Here is a 16,690-nt window from a genome sequence, read left to right on the forward strand (position 1 = left end):
CGGCAAGTAGTCTTTTATTGGCTCAAACTAATGATGGAAGTTCAAGTCACCACTTTTATCTTGTTGTTTTTTCAAACAAAGCTTTTCAAAATGGAGGTTCGAATATTGCCAATGCAATAGCTGAAAGTTCCAATAAATCCGTTACTGCATCGGTGCTACTGCATAAAGCTAATGACTTAATCACTAAATAATCTGGGCAACAATGGTTCTTTGACAACGTTTTGCGATACGGGCAACGACTATGCTTAGATACAACTGCGCCACCTTATCTGCTCAACAATATGCCAGCTAGGGATGTTGAAGCTGACAGAACGTATTGGTTGAAATGTGTTGCTGTAGCACAATTTAACTTGCAAGCTGCTACTGAAAGTGAGCAATTAGAAGTTACGCTTTGTAAAATAGCGTTGTTGAATACTGCCGCCACTCAGCTAGCGATGGGGTTGTTAAGAGTGTTCTTAGGGTATACTCCAAATGAATTTGGATTGAAATACCTGTTACAGTTGTGTGGTCATTTTACAGCCTTACCTGCGTAACTATTTTACCAACAAACACCGGAAGCTATCAAACGTTATAAAATGCTTTGTGCTCCGCCGGCTATGCTCAATCATTGGAATAGGCTTAATGCCGCTGAACAGGATTTTCTGTGGTTACTAGATGCTTGTCAGGTGTTTTTGCATCAAGCCAATGAAATCGTACTTCCTGAACTCAATCGATTAGAAAATCAATACACTAAATCTATACCGTCATGACAAATCAAATTACACACTTGCCACCCGCTTTGCGCGAAATGGCAGCCAAGCATTTTGTACTGCTTGAATCTCAGAATATAAAAAAGAAACGGGACACTATTCAATTGAACCTCTCCGGATATTCAGACGTGATGTTCCTGATTGCTGATATTGTTAAGGTATGCCTGCTGGCTCTTGAAGGAGTACAGACGGAGAACTGTTCCTGAATAGCTGAACCGACCTCAAATATAAGTGGTGTACTTGGAATTGTTCTGGATTTGTTGCCTTATGAGGAAATGGATTTTTTGGATAAAATTCGGGAAGCTGTTTTGGAACCCGGCGAAGCGCCGGAAGAAGAGTTTATTTTGGAAAATATATTTCTGACTGTTCCAATATCACTACAAAACTGATTATGATTATGGAAAACAAAATTGAAAAAATAAGAGCTAAAGCAGATTGGCTGCTGGCCGGGATGAAAGCACACCCGAATAGGGAAGGGGTATGGCAGGTGACTGTGAATTTTTCAGGGTATGCTTCATTATATGGAACTGTACAGGATTTGATGAAGCTCTGCACCGTCGCGCTGCTGACGGAAGAACCGTATGTATCCTCGACCGTGGGAAACCCGAATATTGATTTGGCCAATATCATGGAACTGGCGATACAACTGCTGCCAAATGATGTACCGGAGTTTTTGGATGGGGTGCAGGCACTATTTGCTGACGAAGATGGCGAACAGGATTCAATGCCGGAGTATAATTACAGCACAATACGAATCATAAGTACAACGGCCTCGTAATCCAATTAATGGAACCGAGTTATTTCGACGATATTGTAACATTGTTTGTTAATAGCCCCGATTCCTTCGGCAGTCGCTTTGCTCGTGTGGAACGGCATCCTTTTTCCTGAAAGGAAAAAGATAAAGTGGATTCCTTCGGCAGTCGCTTCGCTCGTGTGCGGGAGGTGAAGTGTAAGAAAGTATAAATGTCTGTTCCTAAAGAAAAATGGTCTCTTTAGAGCTATAATGCTACATTATGTAAAGAAGCTTGGGAGAAAAAATTTGCTCACAGCCCTCTTATTTGTTTTTAAAGGAGTTCGCCAATGCTGGGAGCATGTCCGATGCAAGTCACGCAGTGTACGAGTTATTGACCAATTACTGTGACGGTAATTTTTTTAGGAGCGTTGGGAAGGATTGGCAACAAACGGCAATTTTAAGACTCTTACAAAATTGCTTACTATTTATTTCTCCAGCTAAGCATGGGAACCACATTAGAATTTTACTAGGTTGAATTTTAGCGATATGGTTAAGTTCTTCTGCTTAGCGGGAGTTGTTAGGGTCAAAACTTATTATTTTCTGCTAAAGGTAAAAGTACATACGAGATACAAATGTGAACTAACCGTAAAATTCCAATAACGCGAAACGGATGTAAGCAGATGCTGTTATTTTTTGTTTAGAAATTTTTCAATAATTGGTACGATAAGATCACTTTCTTTAAAGTCAGATTTTATTGTTGTCATTTCTCCGATGTATTCTCCGTGTCCACCTGGAATTATTGCTAATTCTGAGTTTGCAATTTGGCTGTGTAATTCAATTGCATGTATGGGCGTAATAACGTCTTTGTCACCTATTATAATTAAGGTGGGTTGTTTAATTCCTTTAATTTGATCGTCTGAAATATCTTTGAAATTAAGTATTCTACTTACATCTTTGTCGTGCATCACCTGTAATCCATTTGTGTCTGCTGCAACTTTTTTATATCCTACTTTCAGCTGAACAGGCATATTTTCCAACTTAGCTTGTTTCATATGGTCCCAAAACCAGTCATAAACTCCATTTCGTTTGGCAAGCGCTGAACCTAAAATCATTTTGCCAACTATTTCCGGGTGCCGGATAGCAATTTGTAAAGTAGTTGTCCCGCCGTTGCTAAAACCAAAGAAGTCCGCTTTGTTTATATTTAAGTTTTTGAGCAGTGCAGCAACATCGTCAGCATCCTGTTCAAATGTAAGTTCTGTATTTCTGTCGCTTGTGCGTCCGTGAGCTTGTAATTCAACGGCAATTACCTTTCTACTTTTAGCCAGTAGTGGAATGATTTTCCCGAAATTTGTCTGAATTGTTGAACCACCACCGTGGATAAGAATAAGTGCTTTTCCGTGTCCATAAATCTCATAGTAAATTTTAATTCCATTGACTTCAGAAAATCCATTTTGGAACGTGGGGGAGTCTTTTATTATTGCATTCTTTCCACTAGTGTTTTGCTCTGATTGACTTTTATTAATGCACGATGCTAACGTCAGAATTACTACAGCAGCATATATAACTGTTCTTTTCATTTTATCAGATTTGAGTGAGTAAAGTTTGCATTTTGTCTAACATTTGCAGCCAGCTTGGGTAAGCACCTGTTTTTTTTGCCAGTTCCTGCGAAACAGTCTGTCGTAATTGCAATTTGGTTTTTCCTTTATCTTCTGTTAGATTTATTGTTACAAGTGTCTCTCCCGGCCAGTCGCTGTCCATTCCAATATCAACAGGATTTATAGGATTGCCATTCTCATTTGCATTAATCATTGTAAAAACCAATTTTATATTGGGCACGACTTCCTTATATTCTCCGATGCACCAACAATCTCCATATTGAGGATTGGAAATGCAACAATGGAATTTCCCACCTGTTTTAATATCGAGTTCTTTAAAGTTAATGGTGCAACCATCGGGAGCGTACCATTTTACCAATTTTTTTGGATCTGTCCAAGCCTGAAAAACTTTATCAATTCCTGCGTTAATAGTTTCTTCTATAAATACTTCGTTGTTGTTTAAATTATTTTCCATTTCTTATTTTTTTGCTTTACTTTTTTCTGAAGTTGTTTTGTTTATTGACGGCTTTATTTTTTTTGATTGCAATTCTTCCTGTTCAACAAAAGATTTTAGTGCTTGTAATTTTCCTGTCCACAATTTTTGATATTGCTGAACCCATTCGTTAACTTCATTTAATTTTTCAAATTTTACTTCACATACACGTTCTCTGCCTGATTGCTTAATGTTTAGCAATCCACATTCGGAAAGAATTTTGATATGCAATGAAATAGCCTGTCGAGTAACATCAAATTGTTCCGCAATTGTATTCACACTACAGGGTTGTCGAGCTATCATTCCTATAATTTCTCTACGGGTTGGGTCGGCTATTGCCTGAAAAACATCTCTGCGGGTATCCATAATATGCAAGTATCTGCTTGCAAATATATGCGCAAGTATTTACTTGCGCAAATTATTTAACAAAAAATATTCATTGCTATATTTATTATTAGTTGTCTTTATGTCAGGTTGAGCGTATGACGTTGTTATAATACGATATGAATTATGAACTATTTTAAAGATTTTCGTTCATTTATTATGCAATAGCACCTCATATCAAATAAATGCCTATTTTAGTAATTATAATAATTATTGATTTCATAAAAAAAGACCCCTGTTAAGGGGTCTTAGGGGAAGGGAACCCAATGTGCAGGAGGCAAACGTTTGTCCTGACATCTCGTTTACTAATTATAACCACAGCAGTTCTTAACTCATAACTGATAACAAAGCTGTAATTGTTCCCTTCCTTTTTTTAAATATTATCGTTATTGGTGCTAACTATTTGTTGCCAATCTTTTAAGGCTTATTCAGAATATGTCACAATAGCTTTGTTGACTTTATTTTCCTGATTAAAACTCATTAGTTCGACTGATTTTCTTTTTGACGCACTATTATAGATGTAAAGACTAATGCTGTTTATCCCAACAAGAACCTCTAAAAGTTCGAACTTTAAATCTGGACTTTTATCGAGACCAATGGTCCAATACTTTCGTACTTCACTTTTACCTTTAACAATTCCTTTGCTTTGAGGATATAGTTTTACTGCCATAGGTGATTCTATCGTAAAATCTTCTGAATATTGCGAAAGTATTTTTTCAATGTCATGTGAATTCCATGCATCGACCCATTCTTTGGCAAAGGCGCCGGCAATTTCTTTTGTTATCATTTCCGTTTTTTTTACATTGTTATTCTAACTCTTCGCAATAGTAATTATGAGTTTCCAGTAACTCGATTACTGCTGAGACTATTGGTTCTTTACTATCTACACGCAATATTTTGTCGCAATCTTCCAGATCAAAATTCCATTGGGCTTTTGGCAATATTTTATCAATATGCGGTTTCAGTTTAAGACTCTGTTTTTTATTTTTGACTGATGTTTTGAAAACGTAAATCATTTTATAAATACTATTACTTACTATTTTATAAGTTGCTCGATGTTAATGTAAATCTTTCTTTGTTACACCTCGTTTATTGTTAGGGCTTATTGTACTTCTAATTTATTTCCTGAGCCTGATTGTCAACCGGGGAGAATTTGACAAATATGGTGTTTTAAATGCGCTACATAATCGATAATCATAAAACCTAATGTGAGATTTATTTCTCCTCCGGTACTGCATTTCAGTAGTAGCTTTTCATTGTCGATGCCACGCATAATTATTAGGAGGTGCAGGTTATATGCTATAAATAAATCAATAAGATTTTTGGTAGCTGCTTCAGTATAGCACCCATACTGGTTCCATTTATTCTGGTCATAAGAAATTAGCGGTATATTTTCGTATTGAGTACGAATAAATCTTTGATGATTGTTGCACGCACTGTCAATGAGGTGGCCAATTATTTGCTTCTTACTCCATTGTGTTTCATTCTTTGCAAAAACCATATCTTCTTCTTTTATTGAAAATAGTATTGCAGGAATTTCATTTAAGATTTCTGCGAATTCTTCTATTGCAAATTGTACTTCTTCGATCATTTTTTTTAATGTATATTTATTTTTAAGGTAGTTGCGAAATAGATGAGATTACTCGAATTTTAGATACATGTATTTAAAATTAAGGATCATTGATTCAAATTGCTGGATAACATCCTGCCCAATATTTCCAAATACTTTTTCGTCGGGTTTTGTTTTTTCTTTTAAAAGGTGGATGCTGTCTAAGGCTACTTTTTGACCTGCAATATCAAAAGTATGTGTTACCAAAAACCCGTCTGATTCAACGACACCACCAGCTCCTCCATATTTTATTTTTTGTGGTTTATAAAGTTTATTTATTTCTTCCTGGTGCTTGAGATAAAACGCATGGTATAGTGTAGTATGATCAGCGCCAGTATCAAAAGTGTAAGGAGCTCCTTGTATATCTACTATTGGAGTTAGTTCTTCCATTGCGATATTTGAATTTCCATTGAAAATGGCAGCATTCTTACTAACTATAAAATCTCCATCCCGTGTTATTTTTACTTCATTTAGCGCAGCAATCACTGGGAATCCGAGTATACCATTTATTTGGTACTTTATTTGTTCAAATGCCAATTCTTTGTCGGCCATTACTAGAAAAATTACATTTTCAATTGTTATATTACCTACGGTTAGTTTCTTGCATACAGCTAAATGAGCCTTTACACTATTACCTGTAATTGAATTAACTTCTATCTCCGTTTTAAAAAGTTTCATATTGAACCGGTTTGCAGCAGATTGTGTCGTAGTGCATAAATTGGCTCCCGTATCAAAAATGAAATTTATTGGCTCACTATTAGCTGAGACTTTTAGGTTCTTTAAACCGGCAGTATCTTTTGTCATTTTCAAAACCGTATTTTTTGTAATGGTAACCTGTTGTGGAGCAACATTTTCTAATGCCGACCATATCTTAAAGCTGTTTTCAAAATCAGCAATTTCTTCTCTTTTAAGAGCCGATTTAAATTGAGCCAAAATGATGGCTATAGTATTTTTTGCATCTTTATATTGAAATAATTTTATGGCGTTGTCTGTTTTAATTTTCAACATTTTTAACTTTAATGAATCTGCAATTATGCTTCCGTCTTTTAGTAACTCTGTGATTTTTTTTTGCGAATAGGCACATCGATTAAAAGCATTGTCTAGAATCACTTCGGTTAGAAGTTGAAAAGGTGCAGACAAAACTTCTTTATTAGCAGCGTATTCATCGCGTGCCTTGAAATAGTTTTGGTGTTGTATAAAACTATAAATCTTAGCGAACTCCGCACTATTTTTGTTTTCTTGACCCTCTAAAAAAGAGGAAAGAAAGACAGCAGTAAGAACAATGGCCAATTTTGTTGCTATAATCATTTCATTTTATTTTGTTACTGAGCGATGCGTGGTACTACTGTTTTTAAAGGCAGGCAATTATTGCTCCCATTGTTATCATTACGATAAGTGAGCAGACTGCTTCAAATAGCCATAATTTATAATTTCGTCCCATCCAAATTACCTCAATGGAAGACGAAGTGACTAAAAATCCAAGCCAAAGCCAAATAGATAGAACAACTCCACTTAAAATGCCACTTCCATACAGATAAGGCGACGAGGAAGCAAAAAGATAAATAACTGCCAAAACAAAAGCAGTTACCCATTGGGCCAGTAAATTCCATAACATTTGCGGAATCATGTCTTTGAATTTCTCGTTTCCTGTTGGATGAATATTTGCCAATTTCATCCACAATTTTCCAGATACTGGACCATGAAAAAGAAATCCTAAAATAAAAGCAACTAGCGCTGCAACACTCACAGCTACTAAATTAATATGCATCATAATTTTCAATTTTAAATTTATTATTGTTCGTTTTTTTTATTGATTATATCGCTTACACAGTTAAGCCCCATATTCTATTATTTATCGTCTGACGTTGGATTTAAAAGTTTTATGGCATTTGATACTGCCTGATGCATTATAGTGGCATGATCTTCTGCAGGCAGATAATCAAAGTATACTTTTATGCTATCGTTTTTCATCTTTATTATTTTTTCAGCAAGCAGATTAGCATCAGTGACCATCACTCTGGGAATTTTTGTTGGTGTCAGCCCTTCTTTTCCAACACCGATATAAATTTTAGTTGGCGCAGCTGCTGTTTTTTTAAGTTTAGCAGCTTCGTTGTTTAACAGTGACCCATTGTCCCACCATAGACTTGGACTTACAATAATATATTGGTTAAATAATTGCGGTCGTGTAAATAAAATTTCTGTTGCTAAAAGCCCTCCCAATGATTGTCCGATTATTGTCTTGGAGTTGTTTGTCTTGTATTTTTTTTCAATATAGGGTTGTAGTTCTTTTTCAATGAAATTTATAAAGTTTTCTGAATGACCTGTTGTGGGATAATTTTTTAAATCTTCTTTGATAGTTGTCGGAAATGTAAAGTCTCTTCTTCTGTCGACGGAGGCAATTCCGACAATTATTGATTTAGGTACACGATTAATCCATTCGAAAGTATTGAATTGATACAGTCCAGTAATGTGAATGAAATCTTCATCTGCCGAGCCGTCCAATAGATAGACAACAGGATATTTCAGCGTATCTTTAGTATTGTAGCCTTCCGGTAAATAGATGTTCAGTATTCTTTTTTCTGAAAGTTCTTTTGACTGTATTTCGTCGATAACTCCTAGAACAAAGGGTTTTGTTTGTCCACCATTTGTCTGGCAAAACGAAATTGTTGCATAGCCCAGTAGTAGTATTGATATAACTATTTTCATTAGTAATTTGTATTAAAATTTATTACTTGTTTTAGGCATATTAAAGATAACCAAGCCATTTTTTTTCTTTATGATTTTCTTTGTAGCCACCGTAACTTTTACAAATTGGATAGAGTATTAAGAGTACCAATATCCATATGAAGTAAATCATTCCTAATTTAACACCACTTCCGTTGGGTCTTCCAAAATTAAATCCAAATAAAAAATCAGATGATTTAAATCCTTGGAAATAAGCCATTATGAATACGATAGGATGGATAATGTACCAGTGAATGAGAAAATAAAACAATGGAACTTTTCCGAAAACCGTCGCAATTGCAGTAAAGCGGTTTCGTGAACCTTCAATAACAAAAAGTATCAGAAACATAAATCCTAACGTCAGCAAGCTGAATAAAAGTGATGGTGGATATTTAGTCACATTTATAAAGGATAGGAATGTGAATAGCGTATTTGTTTTTTTGTCCCAGGGCACTGCATCCCCATATATGTTGATAAACCTAATACAAGTGAACACTAGTAATGATAATATTCCTAATCTCAAATATATTTTTTTTCTAAAAGCTTCTGGTTGCTCAAACAATCGCCCTGCGGAAAATCCAACTAATATAATTCCAAGCCATGGAATTGGAGGGTAGCCCATAACAAAGGTAACCCCACCACCAAGTGGAAAAGCACCTGGAGCAAATAAAGGCATCAAAACAGTTTTGAATAACGAAGTTTCGGCAAAAGGAATAAGTGGTGAAAGATTGTGCAAAGCAATAATTGACACTCCAATTATACCGATGGTTTTTGGAGAAGTATTCAATAATAAACTGAGGACAATAAAGCCGACACCAATGGCAGAGATTACATCAAAAAGAAATACGTTAAAATGAATGTCAAACCATACTCCGAAGTTAACTAATGTTAAGTCTAAAACAATTAGCCATATTCCTCGCGTCATTAAATGCCGTTTACTTTCGGAATGATTATTTTTGCGTTTAGCTGCTAGATATGCAGAGGCACCTGATAAAAAAACAAAGGTCGGTGCACATAAATGTGTTATCCATCGTGTGAAAAAAAGTAAGGGCGTAGTTGTTGAGAGATCCGTTGGTTGTTGGATTGTAGATGTAATATGCAATAAATCCCGGGTATGATCCAGTGTCATCAAAATCATTACAAATCCTCTCATGATGTCGATACTTTCAATTCTTTTCATTTTCAACTTATTTAAATGGGTTAAGTTCCATACTTTGATGGGTTGTAACGATATCAAGCATCTTAATTTTTAGCTGATTAGATGTTGCTGCATTGAGTAATTTGCTTTTCGATTTATAGTCATTCTCATTTTTATAAAACGTAATAGCTACAAGCAAATTTTTGTCTTGAAAAACAGGAAGTTGCGGAAAATCATTCTCTTCAGTTACACTTACCCACAACGTGGTTTCCATCCCTACTGATTTTAATATAGGGCAATATTCCTTATCGAAAAATGCTTTCAGTTCATTAAGTCTTGTATTTGCAATATAAAAATCAACTACAACAAATGACTTTTCGTTATTGAATATCGCACTGCTTATTGTTCCACTAGAAATTCCTTGATTTTCAGCGCTAAGAAATGGTTTTAACAAATACACATTATCTGAATTTCCAATCAATTCGTTGGCACCTTTCTTATATTTTATCCACTCTTTATTTTTATAATAAAAATCGTTAAGAAATTTTACTCGTTGTGCCCCATTTTCATATCCTCTTATCCAGACAAAATGATTTTCATCATTTTTTATCTTGAATTTTCCTAAAACAGAAACCTCCATATCCTGCATTGGCTTTTGAAAGTGCTCTGTAAAATAAGTATTGAAAGCATTAGCTTGTTTATTTTTTATCAAATAGTTACGCAGTTCAATTACGCCAATTGGAGTGGTTTTTGTAACTTGGTTTCCCTTTCTCTTAGGTACAAATGTTATTACTACAAATGAGTAACAAGTGACAATGGCGAGAGAGAAAAAAAATATCGGAATTGAGTTTTTCATAGTTTATTTTATTGGTACTCCTTAATTTGGACAAATACTAAATGTTTTAATTATCCTATGTGTGCAAAAACTTCGAAGTGTTGCACTTTAACTTCAAACTCTAAAAGAAAATTCTGGTCTTCCGGATAATATTTTGCTTTTTCAAAATCTTGTCCCGCGAAGTTTTTTATCACTTCTAGGTCTTCCCAATAAGTAATCAAGTTGAAATGTCCTTCGCCATTTTTGATTTGCCGCAAAAACGAAAGTCCTTTAAAACCCATTGTCCTTTGGTAATCGGGAATTGCGATTTGTTTTAAAAATTCTGTATACACATCAAAGTCTGCATCACTTGTTTTACCATGCCAAATTCTTGCGATCATATCTTTTGGATTTTAATGTTATTCTCCTTTTTGTTGTATGTTGAAAAGTACTTCATGTTGATATAGCAATATATTGAAAGCAAAAAATTTTCCGATTCTAATTGTCGGCACTATTGAATTTATTTGCATTTAATTTGTCGGTTGAAACTCCATATATATACAAGGTTGCCTTGTCAACTTCTATTTTTTGTCAAAGAATAGCCCAATTTTTTTTAGTAGCTTAATTGAACTTATATTTTCAGGGACTGTTGCAGCAAGAATATCGGTGAGATTTAAATTGTGTATAATAGCTTTTAAAATGTTACTTGTAGCTTCATATGCGTACCCGTTATTAGCTGAATCAGGTAGGAAAGCAAAACCAATATCATGATGTTCTAAATACTCACGCTTAATGAGTGTAATTATGCCTATTGGTTTTTGATTGTCCTTTTGTTTAACCACCCAGTAAGTCGTATTTGGATTGTCAATTATTTTTTGAATGTAATTAGTTGATTCTGCTATTGACGTCACATTTCGGTTTCCTATAAACCTAATCCAGTTTTCTGTATTGACTAATTCAAGAATAAAGTTACTGTCATCTACGGTCAGTGGTTCTATTAAAAGTCGGTCTGTCTTAAGAAAAATAGAGGTTTCCATTTCTATACTTATTTATTTCTTACGGTTGATTAAAAGTTAAGGGCGTACCTCTCTTTAATATTTTGTTCGCGCAGTTTTCGGTTACGTCCAGTTAAATTTAAATATCCTTTAAAAAATTACCATGACTTGCTAGAGTAAGTAGCCCGTTATTATTGTTTGTCAATTGTAATCCAATACATTTCTTCATTTATTCCTGCCACAATATTCAAACGCCACACCACCATACGCTAAAACTAGATACATGCACAAACTATTATTTGAGTAAAAAATTCCCTATGATTAAGCAACCTTTTGGCCGACTAGCTGTTTATCGTCTCCAGTGCCTTTTTATTCGATATTGTTTGGGTTAAAATCCACCATCCATTCAATACCGTATTTATCTCTAAACATTGCAAAATAGGAGCCCCAAGGACTATCGCCAATTGGTGCTTCAATGCTTCCCCCTGCTGAAAGTCCGTTATATAACTTATCTGCCTCTTCTCGACTTTCAGCGCTGATTGCTATTTTGGATCTATTTTCATTTTCATTTACAACACCCATACTTTCAGGAACGTCATTACCCATTAATATATTCTTACCAATGCTTAATCCAATGTGCATTATTTTATTTGCATCCTTTTCACCTATGGGAAATCCGGGACTTGACAAATCTTTAAAACGTGTAATCATAGTAAAATCTCCTCAAAATACTGATTTGTAAAAATTGAAAGCTTCTTCTACATTTCCGTTGAAGTTGATGTAAGGGTTGATCAGTGCCATATTTTATTTTTTTATTATTAGTTTCATTTTGTGTTACTTATGTGATAAGAAATGTAACAAGCGACCAAAACATTAAATATGTTGAATCGAATTTCTAATTTTTTAATTATCGTTATTTGTATGCTTGTAGTGTGCCAAAAGTAAAAATTCAGATACAGTTTTTTCTTGTCATATGACAAGAAAAAACTAATTTTTGAGAATTTCTTTTCTTATTCGGCTTAACGATGTATCTGTTATTCCTAAATATGATGCAATATATTTTATTGGTGCTTTTTGTATAATTTCAGGTTTTTCATTTGTTAATATTATATACCTTTCTGAAGCACTTTTTGTATGCATTATGACCGCACGTTCTTTTGCTATAAATAATTGTTGAGACATCCAAGATCTTCCCCATTCACGAAAACCTTCTATTTTGTGAAATAATTCTTGAAATGTTTCAAAATCAATTTTCCAGGCGGTCACGTCCGTAATAGCAACCATAATTTCTTTTGTAGGTACTCTTTGAAATAAGGAAGAAACTTCAATTAATACTTCACTATCTCCGTGAAAGTCGGTGGTTATTTCATTTCCATTATAATCGTAGACAAATACTCGTACCAAGCCATTTTCAATCAAATAATATTCATTTGCTATTTTTCCGCATTCCAAAATTATATCTCCTTTAATAAATTGGACTTTTTGGTGTGCCTCCGCAATTTGTTTTAAATCATTACCGCTTATTAATGGGTGATTATAGATATAATTAAAAAAATCTGTATTCATTTTGCATAGTATATTTATATTATTTGTTTTATGGACAGTTTCTAAGGTTTCGCTTCGTTTTATAATCGTCAGCTCGAAGTGAGTGTCTTTTCTTTAATTTTTTTTCAGAAAGATAAAGAATTACTATATTTACTGCAAGTACGTACTAGATTGTAACCTAGTTACTAAAATGATACTAATACTGAATTTCAGTGCCTTTAAAAAAATACAATATAAAAAATTATTCGAAACGCAACCATTATTGTCCAGTTGATTACGCTTTTCAACGAATTGGAGGAAAATATAAAGGCAGAATTATCTGGTATCTAAAAGATGGATTTTTGCGCTATGGAGAGTTAAAAAGAGTTGTAGAAGGAATAACGCCAAAAATGTTGACACAAACTTTAAGGGAATTAGAAGAGGACGATTTAGTAAGCCGAAAAGTATATCATGAAGTACCACCAAAGGTAGAATACTCGCTTTCTGAGAGTGGAATGGAACTCGTGCCTTTTGTTGATCAAATGCGGATATGGGGAGAAAAACAAATAGCCGCAGCTGTATAGTTTTGATACTTAAGGCTCCCATGTATAATAATTATGTTGATCATCTAAAATAAAACCAGTTGACGGATACAATTTATTCCCTATTATATTTGTTTTTGCTGTTTCCAACATCAGTCCTGCAGATTCAGTTTCTTTAGCAAGTGTTTTGGCACAGTTGATTAGTTGCACCGATATTCCTTTTCCTCTTTGGGATTCAACAACAAATAAGTCGTTTAATAACCATAATCGGCGCATATTTGTTGATGAAAAGAGTGGGTAAAGCTGCACGAACCCCTTTAAAAGTTTCTCGTTCTCTGCAACAAAAACAACAGCATCGGCGTTTACAATCCGTTCTGTTAAAAATTGTTGTGCGCCATTAACATCACTATCTTTTCCATAAAATATCCGGTAGTTATTAAATAGGAGTGCCAGTTGGTCAATATCATTAATATCTGCTTTTCTAATAATCATGATTTAGTAATTAAAAAATAAATTGTTTTATCATTTTAAGACCGGATAAATTAATTTAATATTGAATCCTGTCAATTTGAGTTTAATCTGTTATTCCTCTAAAGCAAATTTAACAGCAGCTTCTGCGTGAATGGCCGTTGTATTGAATATGGGAATTGCAACATCGGTTGATTTTATGAGTAGTGGGATTTCTGTGCATCCTAAAATTATCCCTTCGGCTCCGGAAGCGATTAACTGGTCAATTATTGCCAAATATTTTTGTTTTGTTTCGTTTATCATTATACCTTTTCCAAGTTCATTTAGCAACGTATCTTCCATCATTAGCCGATCCGACCTATTTTCAGGTATTACAATTTCGATTCCTGCTTCGGCAAACTTACTCTTATAAAAATCAAGCTCCATAGTATAAATCGTTCCCAGAAGACCAACTTTTTTTAGTTTTTGGGCCTTGACTATCTTAATGGTCTCCAGACGGATATCAATTATTGGAATTCGAAGCATTGCGCCCAATTTTTCAGCTACAATATGTGCTGTATTTGCACAAAGTAGCAATGCTTCTACTCCAGCATTCTGAAGTGCTACTGCCGGAGCTGACAGCAATTGAAATGTTGCCTCCCAATCATGATTTGATGTAGCTGTTGCGAAGTCTTTAAAGTTTACGGAATAAATTAAACATTCGGCAAAATTTAAACCCTCGAGCCTATCATTGACTTTCTCGTTAATAATTCGATAGTAGTCTATAGTTGAAGTCCAACTGATTCCACCGATAAGTCCAATTTTTTTCATGCCATGTATTTTTTTTTGATTGTTTTTATTTAAATTATTGGCTGTTTGTAGATAATTTTTCCAAAATAGTGAGAACACAATATTTTGAAGTTAATGGGACAAATTTTTTAAATTATTGTTTTTGGGTTAACGAGAACCAATTCCCTGAATCATCTGTAAAAACAGTGGCTATGCCATAGAATTCTTCTTTTGGCGGATGTGCAAATGCGACACCTTTTCCTTTTAATTCTTCGTAAGTTGCGTAAATGTCATTACACTCAAATCCACCGTATCCAAATGTTCCTTTCTGAATTAATTCGGTTAAGGTCTTCACTGCCTCCTTGGAAATCATTTCACCTTCGGCAACAAGTAATAAAGAAATCTCTACTTCAGGTTGTTCAGGCGCGGTTACCGTTAGCCATCTGTTATCTTTTCCGAATTGAGCATCTGTGTGCACTTTGAATCCAAGTTTATTTACATAAAAATCGAAAGCGCTTTCCTGGTTTAAAACATAAACGGTACTGAATGTTAATTTTCTAATCATTTTTTTTAAAATTAAAGTTACTAGTTGAAGCAAAGCTATTGATACCGCTTCTATTGTACTTCTTCAAAATTGCTATTTTTTGACCAACCTAATTTATAGGCAAAGCAACTTGAAACATAATTTAAGGGGTTCTGTTTAATTTCTTGTTTACGAATTATATGCTGTTTTAAGAAAGAAGACGGTGATGTACCCATCTCCTTTTTAAAAAGTGCGCTAAAAGAAGTTAGACTTTCAAAGCCAACCAAATAATACGCTTCAGAGACAGGTACACCATTTTTAAACAAGAGTAATGCCATATCAATCCGAACGGAAATTAGGTACTGGTGTGGTGTTTTACCATACGTTTTTTTGAATACCCTTATAAAATGAAATTTGGAAAAATGAGCTGCATCTGCTATGTGGCTAATTTCAATTTTCCGATCATAGTTAGTATCAATAAATAGTTTAGCTTGAACTATCCGTTTATAAAGATAAAAATTTGGATATTTATCGGTTGCCATTTTTTACTGAATTTTAAGCAATTATTTGTTTATACTTTATCATGTTAGCTTTGTCGGTACTTTATGGTTCTTAAAACTTCTGCTAACTTGCTTTTTTTTCCATTGGATACAATATACTTTGTTTTTTTTATCCAATTGGATTTTCGGTCGTATTTATATTCGAATTCTATTTCACCGTCCTTTACTAAATCTCCCAAATCATTATATTTCACGAGTGAAGAATCATTTAATTTTGCTGAAGGAATTTGTATTTTTTCAGTGATTTGTCGATGTGGGCTATTTTCTGTATTGCTAGTAGGTACATCATTATTAAACGTAGTTGTTATAAGCAATTCAATAGGATGCCCTTCCTGATTGTATATAATATCTACATTTTTAAGGGCTTTGTCGGTACGATTTTTACAAGTAATCGTGGCAAGGTTTCCTTTATCATTATAACCATAATACTCCATACGAGAAGAATATCCTGTTTCCGTTGAAAAATTTTCGAATTTGGATACAATACTCCTTTTGCCAGAAGCGTCATATTGTGTACTGTAACGTGAAATCATTTTAAAGTTATCGTCATACTCGAGCAATGTAGTCTCCATTAAGTTACTGTTTAAAACAACGATTTTCGTGGAGGCTTTAGTTTGCGGATCATCAAAAAGTTTATTGATGATTGTAATATTATCAATTGCAGAATCACTTCTCACATCGGCCTTAAGTTCATGGTTAAGTATGCTGTTGATGTCTTGTGAAAAAGTAGAATGGGTTAGCTGAAGAAAAAGAAATGTGGTAATTAATGTAAGTTTCATGATTATTGTTTTTTTTAATTATTGTTAATTGGTGTTCTTCGGACTTTTACTTTCTATATTACGATTGGTACCTGCTTATGTCTAGTCCTGCATAATTATTACGATTTTTTTTTAAATGAAAAGTAAAGCACTTATATACACTATGCAAGTACTTACAATTTTGTTCCCTGCTTACTTAAAGGATACTAATACTGATTTACAGTTGAATAAAAATCAAAAAAAAATATTTTTTAATCTTGTTGAATTAAATTCCTTTGATTAGAATTGATAAAATCCTTTTATTCTCTATTTT

The 16,690-nt window shown here is 34.0% G+C and carries 25 protein-coding genes; 5 read left to right on the forward strand and 20 right to left on the reverse strand.

The annotated features are described in order from the left end of the window. From ABIQ27_RS10225 to ABIQ27_RS10240, 4 genes are all read left to right on the forward strand, one after another. The coding region (locus ABIQ27_RS10225; RefSeq protein ID WP_348033792.1) for a hypothetical protein at positions 1-191 on the forward strand (191 nt) is incomplete at its 5' end. Between the two features lie 90 nt (positions 192-281). Continuing rightward, a complete protein-coding gene (locus ABIQ27_RS10230; RefSeq protein WP_348033793.1) occupies positions 282-533 on the forward strand; it encodes a hypothetical protein in 252 nt (83 codons plus the stop codon). Between the two features lie 212 nt (positions 534-745). After that, the gene (locus tag ABIQ27_RS10235; RefSeq protein WP_348033794.1) at positions 746-955 is read left to right on the forward strand and encodes a hypothetical protein; all 210 of its coding nucleotides are present in this window, start codon (positions 746-748) and stop codon (positions 953-955) included. A gap of 191 nt (positions 956-1,146) precedes the next feature. Next, positions 1,147-1,527 carry a hypothetical protein gene (locus tag ABIQ27_RS10240; protein WP_348033795.1) on the forward strand — a complete coding sequence of 127 codons (381 nt, stop codon included), beginning with the start codon at positions 1,147-1,149 and terminating at the stop codon, positions 1,525-1,527. A 641-nt stretch (positions 1,528-2,168) separates the two neighbouring features. Here ABIQ27_RS10240 and ABIQ27_RS10245 read toward each other — a convergent pair. The 15 genes from ABIQ27_RS10245 to ABIQ27_RS10315 form a co-directional block, all read right to left on the reverse strand. Beyond that, on the reverse strand, positions 2,169-3,059 hold the full coding sequence (locus ABIQ27_RS10245) for an alpha/beta hydrolase (RefSeq protein WP_348033796.1): 891 nt from the start codon (positions 3,057-3,059) through the stop codon (positions 2,169-2,171). A 4-nt stretch (positions 3,060-3,063) separates the two neighbouring features. Beyond that, positions 3,064-3,552, reverse strand: coding sequence for an SRPBCC domain-containing protein (locus ABIQ27_RS10250; RefSeq protein ID WP_348033797.1), 489 nt, complete (start codon positions 3,550-3,552; stop codon positions 3,064-3,066). 3 nt (positions 3,553-3,555) lie between these two features. Next, positions 3,556-3,936 carry a metalloregulator ArsR/SmtB family transcription factor gene (locus ABIQ27_RS10255; protein WP_348033798.1) on the reverse strand — a complete coding sequence of 127 codons (381 nt, stop codon included), beginning with the start codon at positions 3,934-3,936 and terminating at the stop codon, positions 3,556-3,558. Positions 3,937-4,378: 442 nt separating this feature from the next. Next, positions 4,379-4,741 (reverse strand): nuclear transport factor 2 family protein, encoded by a 363-nt coding sequence (locus tag ABIQ27_RS10260; RefSeq protein WP_348033799.1) that lies wholly within the window; start codon positions 4,739-4,741, stop codon positions 4,379-4,381. A gap of 19 nt (positions 4,742-4,760) precedes the next feature. Beyond that, positions 4,761-4,970: a hypothetical protein gene (locus tag ABIQ27_RS10265; RefSeq protein WP_348033801.1), complete on the reverse strand. Its 210-nt coding sequence runs from the start codon at positions 4,968-4,970 to the stop codon at positions 4,761-4,763. Positions 4,971-5,092: 122 nt separating this feature from the next. After that, positions 5,093-5,545, reverse strand: a complete 453-nt coding sequence (locus ABIQ27_RS10270; RefSeq protein ID WP_348033802.1) for a DinB family protein — start codon at positions 5,543-5,545, stop codon at positions 5,093-5,095. 48 nt (positions 5,546-5,593) lie between these two features. Next, on the reverse strand, positions 5,594-6,871 hold the full coding sequence (locus tag ABIQ27_RS10275) for a retropepsin-like aspartic protease (protein WP_348033803.1): 1,278 nt from the start codon (positions 6,869-6,871) through the stop codon (positions 5,594-5,596). A 43-nt stretch (positions 6,872-6,914) separates the two neighbouring features. Beyond that, positions 6,915-7,334 carry a DUF1761 domain-containing protein gene (locus ABIQ27_RS10280; RefSeq protein WP_348033804.1) on the reverse strand — a complete coding sequence of 140 codons (420 nt, stop codon included), beginning with the start codon at positions 7,332-7,334 and terminating at the stop codon, positions 6,915-6,917. Positions 7,335-7,411: 77 nt separating this feature from the next. Then, positions 7,412-8,269, reverse strand: a complete 858-nt coding sequence (locus ABIQ27_RS10285) for an alpha/beta hydrolase-fold protein (RefSeq protein WP_348033805.1) — start codon at positions 8,267-8,269, stop codon at positions 7,412-7,414. A gap of 40 nt (positions 8,270-8,309) precedes the next feature. Beyond that, positions 8,310-9,467, reverse strand: coding sequence for a heparan-alpha-glucosaminide N-acetyltransferase domain-containing protein (locus ABIQ27_RS10290; protein WP_348033806.1), 1,158 nt, complete (start codon positions 9,465-9,467; stop codon positions 8,310-8,312). A gap of 7 nt (positions 9,468-9,474) precedes the next feature. Next, complete coding sequence (locus ABIQ27_RS10295; RefSeq protein WP_348033807.1) at positions 9,475-10,281, reverse strand: hypothetical protein; 807 nt, start codon at positions 10,279-10,281, stop codon at positions 9,475-9,477. A 50-nt stretch (positions 10,282-10,331) separates the two neighbouring features. Further along, positions 10,332-10,640: an antibiotic biosynthesis monooxygenase gene (locus ABIQ27_RS10300; protein WP_348033808.1), complete on the reverse strand. Its 309-nt coding sequence runs from the start codon at positions 10,638-10,640 to the stop codon at positions 10,332-10,334. 180 nt (positions 10,641-10,820) lie between these two features. Beyond that, the gene (locus ABIQ27_RS10305) at positions 10,821-11,276 is read right to left on the reverse strand and encodes a GNAT family N-acetyltransferase (RefSeq protein WP_348033809.1); all 456 of its coding nucleotides are present in this window, start codon (positions 11,274-11,276) and stop codon (positions 10,821-10,823) included. Between the two features lie 327 nt (positions 11,277-11,603). Beyond that, the gene (locus ABIQ27_RS10310; protein ID WP_348033810.1) at positions 11,604-11,945 is read right to left on the reverse strand and encodes a VOC family protein; all 342 of its coding nucleotides are present in this window, start codon (positions 11,943-11,945) and stop codon (positions 11,604-11,606) included. Positions 11,946-12,221: 276 nt separating this feature from the next. Next, complete coding sequence (locus tag ABIQ27_RS10315) at positions 12,222-12,800, reverse strand: Crp/Fnr family transcriptional regulator (protein WP_348033811.1); 579 nt, start codon at positions 12,798-12,800, stop codon at positions 12,222-12,224. 191 nt (positions 12,801-12,991) lie between these two features. On the opposite strand from ABIQ27_RS10315, the gene ABIQ27_RS10320 reads away from it, so the two are divergent. Then, positions 12,992-13,342 carry a helix-turn-helix domain-containing protein gene (locus tag ABIQ27_RS10320; RefSeq protein ID WP_348033812.1) on the forward strand — a complete coding sequence of 117 codons (351 nt, stop codon included), beginning with the start codon at positions 12,992-12,994 and terminating at the stop codon, positions 13,340-13,342. A gap of 9 nt (positions 13,343-13,351) precedes the next feature. Here ABIQ27_RS10320 and ABIQ27_RS10325 read toward each other — a convergent pair whose 3' ends face one another. The 5 genes from ABIQ27_RS10325 to ABIQ27_RS10345 form a co-directional block, all read right to left on the reverse strand. Then, a complete protein-coding gene (locus ABIQ27_RS10325; protein WP_348033813.1) occupies positions 13,352-13,792 on the reverse strand; it encodes a GNAT family N-acetyltransferase in 441 nt (146 codons plus the stop codon). Between the two features lie 90 nt (positions 13,793-13,882). Further along, positions 13,883-14,578, reverse strand: coding sequence for an amino acid racemase (locus ABIQ27_RS10330; RefSeq protein WP_348033814.1), 696 nt, complete (start codon positions 14,576-14,578; stop codon positions 13,883-13,885). A gap of 112 nt (positions 14,579-14,690) precedes the next feature. Beyond that, a complete protein-coding gene (locus tag ABIQ27_RS10335; protein ID WP_348033815.1) occupies positions 14,691-15,101 on the reverse strand; it encodes a VOC family protein in 411 nt (136 codons plus the stop codon). Positions 15,102-15,151: 50 nt separating this feature from the next. Continuing rightward, a complete protein-coding gene (locus tag ABIQ27_RS10340; protein ID WP_348033816.1) occupies positions 15,152-15,601 on the reverse strand; it encodes an AraC family transcriptional regulator in 450 nt (149 codons plus the stop codon). A 44-nt stretch (positions 15,602-15,645) separates the two neighbouring features. Continuing rightward, on the reverse strand, positions 15,646-16,398 hold the full coding sequence (locus tag ABIQ27_RS10345) for a hypothetical protein (RefSeq protein ID WP_348033817.1): 753 nt from the start codon (positions 16,396-16,398) through the stop codon (positions 15,646-15,648). Positions 16,399-16,690: the final 292 nt, after the last annotated feature.

Source organism: Flavobacterium sp., assembly GCF_039916025.1.
Classification (GTDB): domain Bacteria; phylum Bacteroidota; class Bacteroidia; order Flavobacteriales; family Flavobacteriaceae; genus Flavobacterium.

Coding starts and splice junctions, on each gene's coding strand:
- ABIQ27_RS10230 (WP_348033793.1), top strand. CDS start 282: ATGCCAGCTAGGGATGTTGAAGCTGACAGAACGTATTGGTTGAAATGT.
- ABIQ27_RS10235 (WP_348033794.1), top strand. CDS start 746: ATGACAAATCAAATTACACACTTGCCACCCGCTTTGCGCGAAATGGCA.
- ABIQ27_RS10240 (WP_348033795.1), top strand. CDS start 1,147: ATGGAAAACAAAATTGAAAAAATAAGAGCTAAAGCAGATTGGCTGCTG.
- ABIQ27_RS10245 (WP_348033796.1), bottom strand. CDS start 3,059: ATGAAAAGAACAGTTATATATGCTGCTGTAGTAATTCTGACGTTAGCA.
- ABIQ27_RS10250 (WP_348033797.1), bottom strand. CDS start 3,552: ATGGAAAATAATTTAAACAACAACGAAGTATTTATAGAAGAAACTATT.
- ABIQ27_RS10255 (WP_348033798.1), bottom strand. CDS start 3,936: ATGGATACCCGCAGAGATGTTTTTCAGGCAATAGCCGACCCAACCCGT.
- ABIQ27_RS10260 (WP_348033799.1), bottom strand. CDS start 4,741: ATGATAACAAAAGAAATTGCCGGCGCCTTTGCCAAAGAATGGGTCGAT.
- ABIQ27_RS10265 (WP_348033801.1), bottom strand. CDS start 4,970: ATGATTTACGTTTTCAAAACATCAGTCAAAAATAAAAAACAGAGTCTT.
- ABIQ27_RS10270 (WP_348033802.1), bottom strand. CDS start 5,545: ATGATCGAAGAAGTACAATTTGCAATAGAAGAATTCGCAGAAATCTTA.
- ABIQ27_RS10275 (WP_348033803.1), bottom strand. CDS start 6,871: ATGATTATAGCAACAAAATTGGCCATTGTTCTTACTGCTGTCTTTCTT.
- ABIQ27_RS10280 (WP_348033804.1), bottom strand. CDS start 7,334: ATGATGCATATTAATTTAGTAGCTGTGAGTGTTGCAGCGCTAGTTGCT.
- ABIQ27_RS10285 (WP_348033805.1), bottom strand. CDS start 8,269: ATGAAAATAGTTATATCAATACTACTACTGGGCTATGCAACAATTTCG.
- ABIQ27_RS10290 (WP_348033806.1), bottom strand. CDS start 9,467: ATGAAAAGAATTGAAAGTATCGACATCATGAGAGGATTTGTAATGATT.
- ABIQ27_RS10295 (WP_348033807.1), bottom strand. CDS start 10,281: ATGAAAAACTCAATTCCGATATTTTTTTTCTCTCTCGCCATTGTCACT.
- ABIQ27_RS10300 (WP_348033808.1), bottom strand. CDS start 10,640: ATGATCGCAAGAATTTGGCATGGTAAAACAAGTGATGCAGACTTTGAT.
- ABIQ27_RS10305 (WP_348033809.1), bottom strand. CDS start 11,276: ATGGAAACCTCTATTTTTCTTAAGACAGACCGACTTTTAATAGAACCA.
- ABIQ27_RS10310 (WP_348033810.1), bottom strand. CDS start 11,945: ATGATTACACGTTTTAAAGATTTGTCAAGTCCCGGATTTCCCATAGGT.
- ABIQ27_RS10315 (WP_348033811.1), bottom strand. CDS start 12,800: ATGAATACAGATTTTTTTAATTATATCTATAATCACCCATTAATAAGC.
- ABIQ27_RS10325 (WP_348033813.1), bottom strand. CDS start 13,792: ATGATTATTAGAAAAGCAGATATTAATGATATTGACCAACTGGCACTC.
- ABIQ27_RS10330 (WP_348033814.1), bottom strand. CDS start 14,578: ATGAAAAAAATTGGACTTATCGGTGGAATCAGTTGGACTTCAACTATA.
- ABIQ27_RS10335 (WP_348033815.1), bottom strand. CDS start 15,101: ATGATTAGAAAATTAACATTCAGTACCGTTTATGTTTTAAACCAGGAA.
- ABIQ27_RS10340 (WP_348033816.1), bottom strand. CDS start 15,601: ATGGCAACCGATAAATATCCAAATTTTTATCTTTATAAACGGATAGTT.
- ABIQ27_RS10345 (WP_348033817.1), bottom strand. CDS start 16,398: ATGAAACTTACATTAATTACCACATTTCTTTTTCTTCAGCTAACCCAT.